The 16,077-nt window shown below is 67.6% G+C and carries 17 protein-coding genes; 7 read left to right on the top strand and 10 right to left on the bottom strand.

Going from position 1 to position 16,077, the window contains the following annotated elements:
* The 3 genes from ON37_RS22965 to ON37_RS22975 all read right to left on the bottom strand — a co-directional run.
* Positions 1-697, bottom strand: a 697-nt coding sequence (locus ON37_RS22965) for a hypothetical protein (protein ID WP_157171555.1), incomplete at its 3' end; no start/stop codon positions are given.
* Between the two features lie 329 nt (positions 698-1,026).
* Positions 1,027-1,806, bottom strand: a complete 780-nt coding sequence (locus ON37_RS22970) for a glutamate racemase (RefSeq protein ID WP_040722219.1) — start codon at positions 1,804-1,806, stop codon at positions 1,027-1,029.
* 67 nt (positions 1,807-1,873) lie between these two features.
* Positions 1,874-3,061 carry an NAD(P)/FAD-dependent oxidoreductase gene (locus ON37_RS22975; RefSeq protein ID WP_040722220.1) on the bottom strand — a complete coding sequence of 396 codons (1,188 nt, stop codon included), beginning with the start codon at positions 3,059-3,061 and terminating at the stop codon, positions 1,874-1,876.
* A gap of 200 nt (positions 3,062-3,261) precedes the next feature.
* Here ON37_RS22975 and ON37_RS22980 point away from each other — a divergent pair, with 200 nt between their 5' ends.
* Positions 3,262-3,609, top strand: a complete 348-nt coding sequence (locus ON37_RS22980; RefSeq protein WP_040722222.1) for an SPW repeat domain-containing protein — start codon at positions 3,262-3,264, stop codon at positions 3,607-3,609.
* Positions 3,609-4,238: a TetR/AcrR family transcriptional regulator gene (locus tag ON37_RS22985; protein ID WP_085997371.1), complete on the top strand. Its 630-nt coding sequence runs from the start codon at positions 3,609-3,611 to the stop codon at positions 4,236-4,238. The genes ON37_RS22980 and ON37_RS22985 overlap by 1 nt, the downstream gene beginning before the upstream one ends.
* Positions 4,239-4,251: 13 nt before the next feature.
* Here the strand turns inward: ON37_RS22985 and ON37_RS22990 are convergent, their stop codons facing one another.
* Positions 4,252-4,899: a TetR/AcrR family transcriptional regulator gene (locus tag ON37_RS22990; protein ID WP_040722224.1), complete on the bottom strand. Its 648-nt coding sequence runs from the start codon at positions 4,897-4,899 to the stop codon at positions 4,252-4,254.
* A gap of 58 nt (positions 4,900-4,957) precedes the next feature.
* Here ON37_RS22990 and ON37_RS22995 point away from each other — a divergent pair, with 58 nt between their 5' ends.
* The 4 genes from ON37_RS22995 to ON37_RS23025 all read left to right on the top strand — a co-directional run bounded on the left by ON37_RS22995 (position 4,958) and on the right by ON37_RS23025 (position 9,240).
* Positions 4,958-6,385: an MFS transporter gene (locus ON37_RS22995; RefSeq protein WP_040722226.1), complete on the top strand. Its 1,428-nt coding sequence runs from the start codon at positions 4,958-4,960 to the stop codon at positions 6,383-6,385.
* 11 nt (positions 6,386-6,396) lie between these two features.
* A complete protein-coding gene (locus ON37_RS23000; RefSeq protein ID WP_040722277.1) occupies positions 6,397-6,771 on the top strand; it encodes a cupin domain-containing protein in 375 nt (124 codons plus the stop codon).
* A gap of 80 nt (positions 6,772-6,851) precedes the next feature.
* On the top strand, positions 6,852-8,786 hold the full coding sequence (locus tag ON37_RS31145; protein WP_051031943.1) for a hypothetical protein: 1,935 nt from the start codon (positions 6,852-6,854) through the stop codon (positions 8,784-8,786).
* Between the two features lie 142 nt (positions 8,787-8,928).
* Entirely contained in the window at positions 8,929-9,240 is a 312-nt protein-coding gene (locus tag ON37_RS23025; protein ID WP_040722233.1) for a hypothetical protein, read from the top strand.
* 182 nt (positions 9,241-9,422) lie between these two features.
* On the opposite strand, the gene ON37_RS23030 is transcribed toward ON37_RS23025, so the two are convergent.
* The gene (locus ON37_RS23030) at positions 9,423-10,010 is read right to left on the bottom strand and encodes a TetR/AcrR family transcriptional regulator (RefSeq protein WP_083893227.1); all 588 of its coding nucleotides are present in this window, start codon (positions 10,008-10,010) and stop codon (positions 9,423-9,425) included.
* A 38-nt stretch (positions 10,011-10,048) separates the two neighbouring features.
* Between ON37_RS23030 and ON37_RS23035 the strand changes: the two genes are divergently transcribed.
* Positions 10,049-10,555 carry an HXXEE domain-containing protein gene (locus ON37_RS23035; protein WP_245553384.1) on the top strand — a complete coding sequence of 169 codons (507 nt, stop codon included), beginning with the start codon at positions 10,049-10,051 and terminating at the stop codon, positions 10,553-10,555.
* An 83-nt stretch (positions 10,556-10,638) separates the two neighbouring features.
* On the opposite strand, the gene tuf is transcribed toward ON37_RS23035, so the two are convergent.
* The 5 genes from tuf to ON37_RS23060 form a co-directional block, all read right to left on the bottom strand.
* Positions 10,639-11,829: an elongation factor Tu gene (tuf, locus tag ON37_RS23040; protein WP_040722236.1), complete on the bottom strand. Its 1,191-nt coding sequence runs from the start codon at positions 11,827-11,829 to the stop codon at positions 10,639-10,641.
* Positions 11,830-11,943: 114 nt separating this feature from the next.
* Positions 11,944-14,046, bottom strand: coding sequence for an elongation factor G (fusA, locus tag ON37_RS23045; RefSeq protein WP_040722237.1), 2,103 nt, complete (start codon positions 14,044-14,046; stop codon positions 11,944-11,946).
* A 207-nt stretch (positions 14,047-14,253) separates the two neighbouring features.
* Positions 14,254-14,724 carry a 30S ribosomal protein S7 gene (gene rpsG / locus ON37_RS23050; protein WP_040722238.1) on the bottom strand — a complete coding sequence of 157 codons (471 nt, stop codon included), beginning with the start codon at positions 14,722-14,724 and terminating at the stop codon, positions 14,254-14,256.
* 1 nt (position 14,725) lies between these two features.
* Positions 14,726-15,100, bottom strand: coding sequence for a 30S ribosomal protein S12 (gene rpsL, locus ON37_RS23055; protein WP_014353064.1), 375 nt, complete (start codon positions 15,098-15,100; stop codon positions 14,726-14,728).
* A 389-nt stretch (positions 15,101-15,489) separates the two neighbouring features.
* Positions 15,490-16,074 (bottom strand): DUF3558 domain-containing protein, encoded by a 585-nt coding sequence (locus ON37_RS23060; RefSeq protein WP_168441201.1) that lies wholly within the window; start codon positions 16,072-16,074, stop codon positions 15,490-15,492.
* Between the last annotated feature and the right edge of the window lie 3 nt (positions 16,075-16,077).

Below are 16,077 nucleotides of genomic sequence, written 5' to 3' on the forward strand. Positions count from 1 at the left end.
GAGCGTGCTCCGCATCGGCCGCCGCCGGCGCGGACTCGGGAGCCGGGGCGAGGGCGCGGGCTGCCGGAAGCCGTTGCAGATAGGTCATGAGAACACTCGCGGCCGCGCCGAACGCGGTGATTCCGGCCAGCAGCGCGGCGAAGTCGAGCTGCGCGGCCGCCACCTGATGGGCCTGGCCCGCCCCGCCGAACAGGGTGCGGATCATCCCGGAAAATCCGCTGTTGCGTTCGACCGCGAGGCGCAGCTGCGACTCTTTGCCGTTGAGGTACAGCACATTCGCGAGGACGAAGACCGCGACCGCCGACGCCGCGGCAGCGGTGGCATGCGAAAAGACCTCCACGCGGGTGCGCAGGTAAGCCCCCGCCGCGAAGATCGTCGCGAGCACCGCGACACAGGTCAGGACGCCCCAGGTGCCGCTGATGCCGACATCCGCCAGCCCGGAACCCTCCCAGCCCGGCTGGTTCTGGGTCGCCCCGTCCACCCGGCCGAAGGCGTCGGACCGGATCGAGCCGCCCGGGCCTGAGGCGGACAGCCACGGCTGGAACAACAGCGCGAAGGTTCCGGCGCTCAGAACGGCACTCGATACATACCCCCAGACCGGGCGGCGCGCATCCGAAGGCGTCGCCGTCGTGCCGGACGACGTTGCGCTGTCGTCGGTTCGGGTAGGAACTTCGCTCCAGGGTGTTCGGGTAGCCATAACTCCGGTCCGTGGGTTACCGATCTGCCTGACCGTCGTGGTCGGCACGGTGTGAGTGAGTTGTGTGAGCGTCGGCGACCGCGCTGTGCGTCGACGGAAATTCACGGTAGAAGCGCGCCGAGACCAGGGCTACCAGGCCTCCCATGCGTGGATGGGGCTCACGTCACAGCGCCGCCCACGCTCCGAGGCGAGATAGTCGAAAAACGCTGCGCCAGAACCTCTTTCGCTCACCTGAACGAATCACGGGCGCAGTTGCCCGGGGTGCCCGCAGCCGGAAACGTGACCGGACAGACAATCCGCATGTCCGATTCCGGCGAGCGCCTGCCGTACTAGGCCGTCCGGCAGGCCGAATCCACCGCGCCGAGCACGCGACCCGACTCGAAGGCCGCAGCGCTCGCCGGGAGCTCGCCCGGGCGGCCGCTGTTGTAGACGGTCACGGTGCCGTTCCCCGCGGTCGGCCGGCCCAGCGCGTCGATTCGCCGAAGAGTTTGGCCCGCAACGGCTTCCGCACTGTCGAACAGGCGCACACCGGCCGGCAGCGCGGCCACGATCGAATCGAGGACGAGCGGGTAATGGGTGCAACCGAGGACCACCGCCTCGGTCCCGCGTGGAGTCTGCTCGGCCGCGCGCGCGATGGCCTCCTCGATACCGGCCAGATCGCCCCGATCGATGGCGTCCGCCAGCCCGTGACAGGCCACGCCGGTCACCTCGGCGTCGCCACCGAAGCGGGCGATCAGGTCGGCCTGATAGCGGCTGGCGGTGGTGGCCGCGGTCGCCCACACCGCGACCGAGGCACAGGCGGCGGCCGCCGGCTTGATCGCCGGGACGGTACCGATGACCGGTACCTCGCTCCCGACCTCGGCCCGCACCTGCTCGAGGGCGGTCACACTCGCGGTATTGCACGGCAGCACAATCGCCTCCGCGCCGAGTCGCAACGATCGGCGGGCCGCGTCCAGCACCCGATCGACGACCCACTGTTCGGGTTTCGGGCCCCACGGCGCGCCGTCGGGGTCCAGTTGCAGCAGCAGATCGAGGTCCGGGCGTAATTTGCGCAGCCACGCCCCGGTCGGCAACAACCCCAGTCCCGAATCGATGAGCGCAACGATCACAGAGGCAACTGTATTAGCGCTGCCACGACCGCCTGCGTCCGCATTGCGCTAGCGGGCCGGACCGGGATCAGCGCAGCGACGCCGCGGCGCGCGCGTTGGCCGCCAACTCGGCGCGCATCTTCATCACCTGGCCGGTGCGGCCGCCACCGACCACCGCGGTGAGCACTCCGTTGTCGAAGTAGTGGGCGAGGAATTTGCGGCCGTCGTCCTCGACGATCCGGATCTCGTCGGCGCCGGCCGGGGTGCCCAGGACCTGGATCTTCAGGTCGTACTGGTCGCTCCAGACGTAGGGCACTCGGGCCGCTTCCGGAACGTCGCCCCCGAGCAGGGCCGTGGCCAGCAGTTTCGCCTGTTCGCCCGCGTTGGTCCAATGTTCCACCCGCTGGTGGCGTCCGTTGTCGTGCCGCCAGGCGGCGACGTCGCCGACCGCCCAAACGCCGTCGACACAGGTGCGCCCCACTTCGTCGGCGAGGACACCGCCGCCGGCCTGCGGCTCGGCCAGCGGTACGCCGGATCCGGCCAGCCATTCGGTGACCGGCGCCGAGCCGACACCGATGACGACCAGATCGGCGGCGACCGTGCTGCCGTCGGCCAGGACGGCGCCGGTGACGGTACCGTTCTCGACCTGCAGCGTGTTCAGCCCGACGCCGCAGCGCAGATCGACCCCCTCGTCGCGATGCATCCGCCCGACCAGCCGGCCCACGGCCTCACCCAGCGCGGCGGCCAGCGGAGTCGGCTGCGGTTCCACCAGGACGACGTCCACGCCTCGGGCGCGGAAACTGGCCGCGAGCTCACAGCCGATGAAGCCCGCGCCGACGACGAGGGCGCGGCGCGCGGTGGACAGGTCCGCGCGCAGGGCCGCGGCATCCTCGTGCCGGCGCAGCACGTGCACCCCGGCCGCCTCGGGCAGGCCCGGAATTCGTTTGGGGCGCAAGCCCGTCGCGATGATCAGTTGGTCGTATTCGAGGGTGGAGCCGTCGGCGAACGAGAGGGTGCGGGTCGCGGTGTCGACTACGGTGGCCGCGACGCCGAGCCGCAATTCGATGTTCTTCTCGGCGAAGAACTCGGCCGGCCGCAGCGTCGTATCCTCGGTCTCGCCGCGTACGAACTGTTTGGACAGCGGCGGCCGATCGTAGGGCAGGCGCTGTTCGTCGCCGACGAGAATCAGTCCGCCGTCGTATCCGGCGCGCCGCAATTCCTCCGCGGTACGCAGGCCTGCCAGTCCGGCGCCGACGACGACGATCGGGGCGGTCATCGCCGCGCCTTTCGCCCGATCACTGTTGCTACCACCTTTTGCTGCATCAACCCACCATAAACTAGAACACGTTCTATCCTATCGTGACGGGGACCATATCCGACAGTCGCGCAGGATTGTGTCGATTCGGGTATTGATCGGGCGGTCAATCAGAGCTATACCGATTACAGAACACAATTCCGCCCCCGAGGAGGCCCCCGATGCTCACCGAAAGCCGCACCCAGGATTTCGTGGCCGTGGTACTCGGCGCCTACACCGCCCTGTCCCCCATCTGGACCGACCACAGCAATCGCGCCATGTGGACCCTGATCGTGCTCGGCGTCCTGATCGCCCTGACCGGTCTGGCCCAGTTGTCCCGCCCGGCGATGGCCGGCACCGATTACGCGATGGGCCTGTTCGGCGTCCTGCTGTTCATCTCGCCCTGGGTGATGGACTACAGCGCCTTCAACGCCGCCTCCTGGACGGCGTGGATCGTCGGGGTCCTGACCGTGGTGGTCGCCGTCGCCGCCCTTCCGCAGGTATCGGCACGGATGCATACTGCTCACTGATGCAGATGCACAAACCCCATCGAGCCGGGCGTCGCCGCAGCAAGAAGGTCGACGGCGACGCCCGCGCTCTGATTCTGGATGCCGCCGAGAATCTCTTCGCGGCAAACGGATTCGACGCCACCCCGACGGCCGCCGTCGCCGCCGCGGCCGGCGTGCCGAAGGGGCTGGTCTTCTACTACTTCCCCACCAAGGATTCGATTCTGTCGGCCCTGATGGCCGAGCGAGTACCGGCACATCCGATCGAGGACATCGATGCCGTGGTCACCCCCGGCGATCCGGCCACCAGCCTGGTCAACCTCGACGCCGCCCTGAATCTGCGCGACCACCACTCCTCGGTCCTGCGAGTGATCATGTGGCGCGAGGCCGACACACACCCGGATGTGCGAAAACAATTGCGGCGCATGCGCGATCAGCTGCTCGACGTCACCGCGCGGGTACTGCAGGCCAGCGCGCCGGGACAGGTGCAGCCCGGCACGCTGCGGGCATGCGCGGGCGCGTGGGTGTCGGCCATGCTCACGATCGCCAGCACCGATCGCCTGCACGCCCTCGACGGACTCACCCGCGCCGGATCCGAGGAGATCATGAATCTGTCGCGCGTGGTGGCGGCCGGTATGACGAATCTGGGCTGACCCCGGCCGCCGGTCATCCTTCCGGCAGCAATCCGTCGACCAGTGCGCGCAATCCCTGTTCATAGGTGTCGGCCGCGGTCAACTCGGCCCACCGATCGGCCACGGCGGCGAGCCGGGGCAGCTGCTCGGCGTCCAGTTCGGCGAAGAGCCGCTCGCGGAAGATCGGTCGATCGTCGCGGCTGCGCCGCCGGCGAGCGGCGGCCCGGATGAGGATCTCCCCCGCGGTGTAATACCAGATCGACCGATAGGCGTGCACGGCTCGCTCGGCATCCAGACCGCAGCTCATCGCGGCGTCCAGGATCGTCTCCGGGTACCAGAGCGCGGCCGGGGAGAGCAGATCGTCGGCCGTGAGCACCTCGGTGATCCACGGAACCCGCGCCAGGTTGTCGTGCATGGCGCGCGCGGCGACGATCAGCCGCTCCCGCGGTTCGGGCGGGAGTTCCGGGCGCGGCGCGGCCGTGGCCGCCTCGTCCAGGAGCAGCAACAGCAACGCGTCCTTGTCGGCCACATGGTGATAGACGGCCATCGGGGTGACGCCGAGTTCGGTCGCCAGTCGTCGCATCGTCAGGGCCTGCACGCCGTGGGTGTCGATCAGCTCGCGCGCGGCGGCCACGATCTGTTCCCGCGACAGCCGCGGTGGACGTCCGGTTCGGGTGCTCATCCGGCCATCTTGGCACGAGGTCTCGACAGCGAGGGTGGCGGTCGGTTACTTTTTATACATGTATAGAAAGTATGCCGCCGGGTGCGCCCTGGCGGCGATCACCGTGGCGCAGTTGATGATTGCGCTGGATATGGCCGTAGTGAACGTGGCACTACCGGCCATCCGCCGAGACTTGGGATTCGAACCGGTGGATCTGTCCTGGGTGGTGCACAGCTACGCCCTGACCTTCGGCGGGTGTCTGCTCCTCGGCGGACGGGCCGGTGATCTGTTCGGCCGACGTCGGCTGTTCGTCCTCGGACTCGCCGGATTCGCCCTCGCATCCCTGGCCGGCGGTCTGGCCCAGCAGCCGTGGCAGTTGGTCGCGGCCCGCGCCGCCCAGGGAATCGCGGCCGCGGCGGTGGCTCCCGCGACACTGGCGATGCTGACCGTCCTGTTTCCACACGGACCCGCCCGCGTGCGCGCATTCGGCCTGTGGAGCGCCGCCAACGGAGCGGGCGGCGCGCTCGGCGTACTGCTCGGCGGAATCCTCACCGAATACGCCGGCTGGCGCTGGGTGATGCTGATCAACCTGCCGATCGCCGCGATTGTGCTGGGGCTCAGCGCATTCGGCATACCCGCGGATCATCGCGCCGGGGAACGCAAACCATTGGACGTGGCCGGGTCGCTCACCGCGACCCTCGGCGCCGGATCGCTGGTACTGGCCGTCGTTCGCACGGATCGCTCCGGCTGGTCCTCGCCGGTAACCCTGTCGCTGCTGGCAGGTGCGGTCGTACTGCTCGGGATCTTCGTCCTGGTGGAGCGCCGGGCCGCGGTACCGCTGGTGCGACTCGCGATGCTGCGCAATCGCTGGGTCGCCGGCGCGAACCTCTTCGTGCTGCTGGCCGCGGCGGGTCAATTCTCCGCCTTCTACTTCGTCTCGCTGTATATGCAGCAGGCTCTCGGAATGTCCGCGGCCGCAACCGGCTTGGCCTTCGTCCCGTTCTCCGCCGGCGTCATCGCCGGAACCGCGGTGGCCACCCGGCTCGGTGTCGCTCGCTCACCACGCACGGCGCTGATTCCCGGTGCGCTCACCGCCGCAGCCGGTTTGGCGTGGTTCGCCCTCCTCGATCCGCACGGCACGTTCCTCACCGACGTCCTCGGGCCCTCACTCGTCGCCGGTATCGGGTTCGGGCTGTGCCTCGGGCCGCTCGCGGCGGCGGCGACCACCGGTGTCGCCCCCACCGAGGCCGGCATGGCATCCGGGCTCCTGAACAGTGCCCGGCAGCTCGGCGGCGCCGTCGGTTTGGCGGCCCTGGCCACCCTCGCCGCGCGTGATACCGGGGCGACGGTCACCACCGAATCGCTCGCCCACGGGTACGCGACCGGGCTGGCCGTGGGCGCGGCCCTCCTGCTCGCGGCCGCGCTCGTCGCGGCGGTGGTACTGCCCCGCCGGACCGCCGGCGAGATCACGACCCTCCCCGCACCGACACCCGTCGGCGCCGAATGAAAGGAACCAGCATGCAACCCACCCCTGTGGATCTGTTCGCCCGCGGGATCCGAATCCTGCCCGACGGCCGAGTCTTCGACGAGGAGCGACGGATGACCGGAGACGTCGAGGGCTGGACCCTGGCCGCCTTCCGGGTCGCCATCGATGCCGAAGTGCACGGTGACCATTGGGAGATGCATCCCAGCGGCGAGGAACTGGTAGCCGTCCTGTCCGGCGGCATCCGGCTGTACCTGCGCGACTCCGAATCCGAACCGGTCACGCTGCGCGCCGGGCAGGCCTATGTCGTCGGACGCGGCCGATGGCACCGCATAGAGTTGGACGCGCCGAGCGAACTGATGTCACTCACGCTACGGCGCGGCACCGAACTGGAAAAACGTACGGATTGAGCTGCGACGCAAGGGCGGCGGGACCCGTAGCACACCCCGCGAACTCGCACCCCGACAGGGGAGCGATAAGAATGGGGTGTATGACGGATCCCGCCAATGCCCGTTTCGGAGAACCTCATGGTGCGCGAGAGGGCTACCGACTGACCCGCTCCGAGGAGGCTGAGCGGCCGGCCGACAACGCCGGCTACGCGGCCCCCGGCAGCGAGCACCACGGGCTGCGGTGGGACAGCGAGGAATTCGGTAGCAACGGCGTTTTCGGTCCGGCGCCGGAGGTTTCGCCGACAGATATTCCCGCCTATTCCCCCGAATATCTCAACGGCACCGCTGTCGCGACTCCGTCCGCCCCGGCGGGTCTGCCGATGCGAAATGCGGCCGGCAATTCCGCTCCGCCGCCCCTCCCACGCCGAGAAGCCGCGCAGCACAATATGTTCGCCTCGCCGTTCGACGCGGATTTCGACGCGGCCGCGGCCGGGCAGCCCGCTGCGGACTCCGCAACCGCGCAGTCCGCTCCCACCTCCGGTTTTCCGGCGACCCCCGCGGGCGGCGCCGAACCCGCGGCGTCCGCGGATATTTCGGCGGGATCGGAGAATCCCACCTTCGCGCCGCCCGGGGACGCGGCGATTCAGGACCCCGAAGACACGGTTCGGCGCATCGCCGAAAGCCTCGGAATCAATCCCGATCGGCAACCGCGCTCGCTCGGCGCGCACCGGGACGGCACCACGGCGGCGGGCGGGCCGGGTAACAGCGCAGCCGAGCCGGCAACCGGCGGCCGACCGCATTCGGATACCTCGACCACGGACCCGAATTCGGCCACCCCCGACCCGACGGCGGCGACAGTTACGGAACGGGCATCGTCGTCCTCGCCGGACGCGCGCGAAGCCGCCTCGCCACCAGCCTCCCACGCGGCAGCGTCGGCGGAGGCCGCCTCGCCCGAGTCCGCGACCCCGCCGAAGCTGCCGGAACGTCTGCCGACGCGGCCATCCGAACGCTCGGACATCGCTCCGGATACCGCTGCCCCCGCCGACGGCCCCGTGGCGACGACAGCGTCGAGCACGACCACTCCCGCACCGGAATCCGATCCCCCGACATCGGGGCAGACCGGTGAGCGGCCGCCCGCGAAAGCGACGGCCGGTCCGGATGCCGCGGCACCGAACGGGCCGAGCCATCGAGCCGCGTCGGGATCGGAAACACCACTTCCACAGCGGCATTCGCACTCCGCCTCGAATTCGGGAAACAACCCGGCTCCGTCGCATTCGGCGCACACCGGGGAACCGGAGATATCGGCAGAGGATCACGAATCGACGCAGGACACGGCGACCTTCCCGGCAATCCGCGACCGCGGCGCCGGCACCACCGCCGCAGCGCCGGTCGCTCCCGCTCGCAACGGCAAGAAGGTCGAACTCCGCTCGGCTCCCACACGAACCATCGGCGACCTGTCCGATACGGACGTCCTGCGCCGCCGCGCGGAATCGGAAACCGATGCGGCGGAACGACGTTCGCCGCACGGATCATCCGCGCACAACGCCACGCCCGACCGCGGAACCGTGTCACCGGACCACAACGCCGCCGATACGACCGGTCGGCGCACGGGCCGATCGAACGGCTCCTCCGATGCGGATCCCGCCGGTACCACTTCGTTCTCACCGCTCGCCGGCTCCGAGCCGCGCCGCAATCGCCGCGCCGCAACCGATCACCACACCGGCGAGACCCCCGAGCACATCGCATCCCGCGCCGGAATCACCCCCACCTCCCGCCGGGCCGCGCGCCGCCGAGCCGAGTCGCCCGGTGAAACCCCCGCCATCGACGTCGGTGTCGTGATGCAACTCCTGCTGGCCAGCCACACCTTGGAAAACGTCGCCCGGAACGCCGAAACCGGCGATGTCGACCTCGACGGCTTCATCACCGCCGCCCACCGAACCCGCGCCGCCGCAGTAGAACTCGTCACCACCTGGTTCGGCGGCACCCAGCAGATGCGGGAATTCGCCGAGGCATTGCTGGCAGCGACGGAAAGCTGAAAGCCCTTCGAGCACTCTTCGTCCACCACACGCGGCACAAACGCGCGCCATGGCGTTCGGTGAGCCGACCGTGAACTGTCGGTGAGCGGCGCCGAGCACGATACGTCGACGATAGTCGTCCGTATCAGCGAGGAAGAATCAAATGAAGGTGTTCACGCGTTCGATGGTCGTGCTGTCCCTGCTCGCCGGGGGGAGCGCCGCCCTCACCACCGGTGCCACCGCGGCACCTGCGGCGCCGGTGACCCACCAGGCCTGGCCCGGGTGCGCCACGACGTTCCGCCTGACGGTCAATCACACGCTGTACCGTACGGCCCAGGGATTCACGCCGAAGGGAAATCTGCCCGCCGGCAGCGTGGTGCCCTGGTACGGCGACTTCTATGACCGCATCAAGACGGACGGCGGATACATCTCGAAGGGCGGCATGGTTGTGGCGAACCAACCCACCTGCCCGTGAGTGTCGACGAAAGGGCCGTCCCTCGAATCGAATTCGAGGAACGGCCCTTTCGTGCTGTCAACTGCACCTGTTCGAATTCCACGACGACGAACGAGGCAACCGGCTGACCGAGGGAAAGTCTGCACAGGGCGAAGGAATCGACACCGAGCGCGGCGCATAATCGCCTCGCGGCACCGGAGGGGTCAGCCTCCGTCGAGAGCAGGGCTTGCGATGGCCTGGCGCGCCGCAGCGGCCAGGGCGTCGACGACGTCTCGATCGAGAGTTTCCGGATCGATCAGCCAGTGGTAGACGAGCGGACCGAACACCAGGTCACGGACTACCTCGTTCGACAATTCCGGGCGCAGCGCGCCTTGCCGGCGGGCACGGGCGATGACATCGGCGATGATCTCGTCGCGTGGCCGCAGATAGCGTTCACGCAGCGGCTCGGCGAGCGCGGGGCGACGCGCGCCCTCCGCATGCACCGCGAGCACGGCCCGGCCCAGCGGTGATGCCGCCAGCCTGGTCACGAAGCCGACCGCGAGTTCGATGAGATCATTCATCGCCTCCCCGGTATCGGGGGCGCGCAACGGCGGTACCGCTTCGATCAGCGCGTGTACCACGAGGTCGTCCTTCGTCGGCCAGCGGCGATAGATGGTCGGCCTGCCGACCCCGGCGCGCGCCGCAACGGCCTCGATGGTCAATGCCGCATATCCCGATTCGATCAGCAGATCGACCGTGGCCGCCACCACCGCATGATCGACTTCCGCTTTACGCGGCCTCCCGGTTGCCATACAGTTACGTTACATCACGTAACGAAAGTGGGAAACCGATGCGGAAATCTGTGACTTGGGGCTTGTTCCTGGCATGGCTCGCCAACGACACCGAGGAATGGTTCACGATCCCGTCGTGGTCGCGAGCGAACGCCGCCGCGAACACATCACCGGTAGGCCCCGTTTGGCTCCGGCAAGAAGTGTCACCGGCGCATACTCGCGTGGCGATTTCACTGATGGGGCTGCTCTTCCTCGCGGCCTCCGCGAGCGGCGCGCGGACCTCCGGCAGATCCAGGCTCTTCCAGGCGACACTGCTCGGCTTCGGTGTACACGGCGTAGGCCACCTCGCCCTCAGCGCCGCCCACCGCGGCTACACCCCCGGCGTAGCAACCTCGCCCACCGTGGTCATCCCGTTCTCGCTGTGGGCATGGCGGGAACTGGGCCGGGCCGGCGTCCGCCGCAACGACGCCCGGACCTGGCTGTTCAGTGCCGCACTGACGGTCGGCGCGCTGGCGGGTGTGCACCGGGCAGCACACGCGCTCACCGGCGGATCACCTGGCGCTTGACGCCTCGACAGGCGAAAAGGGCCGTCCCCCAAGGGGAACGGCCCTTCTCATGCTGTCACTCGAGGTGACGGCCGATCACAAGGTCACTTGATGATCTTGGTGACGCGGCCGGCGCCGACGGTGCGGCCACCCTCGCGAATCGCGAAGCGCAGGCCCTCTTCCATGGCGACCGGCTGGATCAGCTTGACGCTCATCTCGGTGTTGTCGCCCGGCATGACCATCTCGGTGCCCTCGGGGAGGGTCACGACGCCGGTCACGTCGGTGGTGCGGAAGTAGAACTGCGGGCGGTAGTTGTTGAAGAACGGGGTGTGGCGGCCACCCTCGTCCTTCGACAGGATGTACGCCTGGCCCTCGAACTCGGTGTGCGGGGTGGTGGTGCCCGGCTTGATGACGACCTGACCACGCTCGACGTCGTCACGCTTCAGACCACGAACCAGCAGACCGACGTTGTCGCCCGCCTGGCCCTGGTCCAGCAGCTTGCGGAACATCTCGATGCCGGTGATGGTGGTCTTCTGGGTCTTCTCGCGGATACCCACGATCTCGACCTCTTCGTTGACGTTGATCACGCCACGCTCGACACGACCGGTGACCACGGTGCCACGACCGGTGATGGTGAAAACATCCTCGATCGGCATCAGGAACGGCTTGTCGGTCTCACGAACCGGGTCCGGGATGGACTCGTCGACGGCGTTCATCAGCTCGAGCACCGAGTCGACCCACTTCTGGTCGCCCTCGAGGGCCTTCAGGCCGGAGACGCGGACGACGGGGGCGTCCTCGTCGAACTCCTGGGCGGCCAGCAGCTCGCGGACCTCCATCTCGACGAGCTCGAGGATCTCCTCGTCGTCGACCATGTCCGACTTGTTCAGCGCGACCAGGATGTAGGGCACGCCGACCTGACGGGCGAGCAGCACGTGCTCACGGGTCTGCGGCATCGGGCCGTCGGTGGCGGCCACGACCAGGATGGCGCCATCCATCTGGGCCGCACCGGTGATCATGTTCTTGATGTAGTCGGCGTGACCGGGGGCGTCGACGTGCGCGTAGTGACGCTTCTCGGTCTGGTACTCGACGTGGGAGATGTTGATCGTGATACCACGAGCCTTCTCCTCCGGAGCCTTGTCGATCTGGTCGAACGCGAAGCTCTGGTTCAGGTCCGGGTACTTGTCGGCCAGCACCTTGGTGATGGCGGCAGTCAACGTGGTCTTGCCGTGGTCGACGTGACCGATGGTGCCGATGTTGACGTGGGGCTTCGTCCGCTCGAACTTCGCCTTCGCCACTGTTGTCCTCCTGGACTAGTTAGTGCGTGCTTTTGTGCAGCAGTGCGGTTTGTATTTACAGGGGGTCGTACGCGACCGATGGGGCGGATTCTCGCAAACCCGCCCCGACTGCGATTACTCGCCGGTCGCCTTGGCGATGATCTCCTTCGCCACGTTGGCCGGAACCTCCGCGTACGAATCGAACACCATGGAGTAGTTGGCCCGGCCCTGGGTCTTCGACCGCAGGTCACCGATGTAGCCGAACATCTCCGAGAGCGGAACCAGCGCCTTGACGACACGGGCACCACTGCGTTCCTCCATGGCCTGGATCTGGCCACGGCGGGAGTTCAGGTCGCCGATCACATCGCCCATGTAGTCCTCGGGCGTGGTGACCTCGACCGCCATCAGCGGCTCGAGGATCACCGGACCGGCCTTGCGGGCCGCTTCCTTCAGGGCCTGCGCACCCGCGATCTTGAACGCCATTTCCGAGGAGTCGACCTCGTGGTAGGCGCCGTCGAGGAGCGTGGCCTTCAGGTTGACCAGCGGGTAACCGGCGAGGACACCGTACTGCATGGCGTCCTGGATGCCGGCGTCCACCGACGGGATGTACTCGCGCGGAACGCGGCCACCGGTGACCTTGTTCTCGAACTCGTAGGTCGCGCCGTCCTCGCCGGTGAAGGGCTCCAGGCCGATGATGACACGGGCGAACTGACCCGAACCACCGGTCTGCTTCTTGTGCGTGTACTCGAGCTTCTCGACCGTCTTGGTGATCGTCTCGCGGTACGCGACCTGCGGCTTACCGACGTTCGCCTCGACCTTGAACTCGCGCTTCATGCGGTCGACCAGGATATCGAGGTGCAGCTCGCCCATACCGCCGATGACGGTCTGGCCGGTTTCGGCATCCAGCTTCACCGAGAAGGTCGGGTCCTCTTCGGCCAGCTTCTGGATCGCGGTGCCCAGCTTCTCCTGGTCGGACTTGGTCTTGGGCTCGATGGAGACCTCGATGACCGGGTCCGGGAAGGTCATGGACTCGAGCACGATCTGGTTCTGCGGATCGCACAAGGTGTCACCGGTGGTGGTGTCCTTCAGGCCGATGACCGCGTAGATGTGGCCGGCGGACACATCGGGAACCGGGTTCTCCTTGTTGGCGTGCATCTGGAACAGCTTGCCCAGACGCTCCTTCTTGCCCTTGGTCGCGTTGATGACCTGAGCACCGGAGTCGACCTTGCCGGAGTACACGCGGACATAGGTCAGCTTGCCGAAGAACGGGTGCACGGCGATCTTGAACGCCAGCGCGGCGAACGGCTCGTCGGCGCTCGGCTTACGAGTGATGATCTCGTCTTCCTTGCCGGGCACGTGACCCTGCACGTTCTCGACGTCCAGCGGCGAGGGCAGGTAGTCCACGACGGCGTCGAGCATGGGCTGCACGCCCTTGTTCTTGAACGCCGAACCACACAGCACCGGGTACAGCTCGGAGTTGACGGTCAGCTTGCGGATGGCGCCCTTGATCTCGTCGATCGTGAGCTCCTCGCCACCGAAGAACTTCTCGAGCAGCGCCTCGTCCGACTCGGCGACGGTCTCGAGCAGCTCCTGGCGGTACTGCTCGGCCTTCTCCTTCAGGTCGGCCGGGATTTCCTGGACCTCGTACTTCTCACCGAGCTTGGTCTCGCCGGTCCACACCTTGGCATTCATCTCGACCAGGTCGACGATGCCCTCGAAGGTGTCCTCCGCGCCGATCGGCAGCTGGATGACCAGCGGCTTGGCACCCAGGCGGTCCTTGATGGTCTGCACGGTGAAGTAGAAGTCCGCACCGAGCTTGTCCATCTTGTTGACGAAGCAGATCCGGGGCACGTCGTACTTGTCGGCCTGCCGCCACACCTGCTCGGATTGCGGCTCGACACCCTCTTTACCGTCGAAGACGGCGACGGCACCGTCGAGCACACGCAGCGAACGCTCCACCTCGACGGTGAAGTCGACGTGTCCCGGGGTGTCGATGATGTTGATCTGGTTCTGGTTCCAGAAACACGTCACCGCCGCCGAGGTGATGGTGATGCCGCGTTCCTGCTCCTGCTCCATCCAGTCGGTGGTCGAGGCACCGTCGTGGGTCTCACCGATCTTGTAGTTCACACCGGTGTAGAACAGGATTCGTTCGGTTGTGGTGGTCTTGCCGGCATCGATGTGAGCCATGATGCCGATGTTGCGGACCTTGTTGAGGTCGGTGAGCACGTCCTGTGCCACGGAAATCTTCCCCGCTCTGCTCTGTTAGCGATCAGCTAGTTGGGATTCTCGGGAACGGCCCGGGCGGTTCCGCTTCGATGCGGGCCCCTGGCCATCACTATGTCAACGTCGGGTGCGGCTGATAAGTGCCCTGCTGAGCGCAGGTGCCGCACCCGACCGTGACTCGCCTCCCGGCGCCGTTCCTTCACCGGCGGACCGGGTGACCAATCACCAGCGGTAGTGCGCGAACGCCCGGTTGGACTCGGCCATCTTGTGGGTGTCCTCGCGACGCTTCACCGAAGCGCCCAGACCGTTGCTGGCGTCCAGCAGCTCGTTGGCCAGACGCTCGACCATCGTCTTCTCACGACGCTGCCGGGAGAAGTTGACCAGCCAGCGCAGCGCCAGGGTGTTGGCGCGACCCGGACGAACCTCGACCGGAACCTGGTAGGTGGCACCACCGACGCGCCGCGGCTTGACCTCGAGCGACGGCTTGACGTTGTCCAGCGCGCGCTTGAGGGTCACGACCGGGTCGGTACCGGTCTTCTCGCGCGCCTGCTCGAGGGCACCGTAGACGATGCGCTCGGCGGTCGACTTCTTGCCGTCCAGCAGGATCTTGTTGACCAGCTGAGTGACCAGCGGCGATCCGTAGACCGGATCGTTGATCAGCGGACGCTTGGGTGCGGGGCCCTTGCGTGGCATATCAGCTCTTCTCCTTCTTGGCGCCGTAGCGGCTGCGGGCCTGCTTGCGGTTCTTCACACCCTGGGTGTCGAGCGAGCCGCGGATGATCTTGTAGCGCACACCGGGGAGGTCCTTCACACGACCGCCACGAACGAGCACCATGGAGTGCTCCTGCAGGTTGTGGCCCTCACCCGGGATGTAAGCCGTGACCTCGACCGCGCTGGTCAGGCGAACACGCGCGACCTTACGCAGCGCGGAGTTCGGCTTCTTCGGGGTCGTGGTGTACACGCGGGTGCACACGCCACGACGCTGCGGGCTCCCCTTCAGGGCCGCAGTCTTGGTCTTGGCGACCTTGTCGCGACGACCCTTGCGGACCAGCTGGTTGATGGTTGGCATATACCGGCTTTCCTTATTCAGTAACCAGTTGTCTGGAACTCTTCGATGTCTGTTCTGTCGGCCGCGCTCGTTCCGATTCCCCGGAGTTCACACCGCCGTCATGGAGCTGTCACCACTCGCCCGGATCGCGTTTCCTCGCGCCCCGAGGTCGGGCGTGTCGCGCGCAGCGCATGCCTACGTTTCCGGGCACGCTGAAACGGTCGGCCGCTCTCGCTGGCTTACGTCCTGCACACAAACTTGCCCGCACGCTTCCGGGCACAGCGATCCACGATACCCGGCAGCGCTGCGGTGGGCAAAAGTGGGGTCCGTCGAACCCGGCCCACCACGGACTATGCGATTTCACTATCTCTCGAGGCCGGCGGGCCGATGCGACCGGGGCCGGATTCGGGTCACCGGGCCAGATTCAGGGTCAACTCGGCCAGCTTCTTCGCCGCGTCACACGGATCCGGATGCCCGCCCGGGCGGTAGTTGAGCCACCAGCCGATGATCCCGGTATCCGCGGCCGGCGCCATCACGCCGCACGCATCGGGATCGCCCGGCCGCTGCACCTGCAGTGAGCGCCGGCCCTGCACGTTCACATCCTTGGTGACGTATCCGAGCCGATCGTTGTTGGCCTTCTCGTTCGCCAGCGAACCCATCTCGTACCAGTTCAGCGTGGCCATCCCGTCGCCCGGCGTACCCGACAGATCCCACATGCACACCGCGCCGTTGAACGAGCCGGTCGCGTCCTGCGCGCCGGTCGACTTGGCGATGTCCTCCGTCTTCACGACCTCGCACTCGCGCAGCAACTTGTCGAAGTTCATATTGACCCCGCCGCCGCTACCGGCCGGCAACGCGGTGCCCGAGACCGTGCGGCCGCATCCGCCGAGGGTCACACCGACCACCAGCGTGAGCAGCGCCACCAGCCCGGTGCGCACCGCACGGGGGTGCCGGGCCCTCGTCTTCGCGACCCGATCACACCTTGCGTTCGCCATCGC

It is taken from the genome of Nocardia veterana NBRC 100344 (assembly GCF_000308855.1).
GTDB classification, from domain to species: Bacteria; Actinomycetota; Actinomycetes; order Mycobacteriales; family Mycobacteriaceae; genus Nocardia; species Nocardia veterana.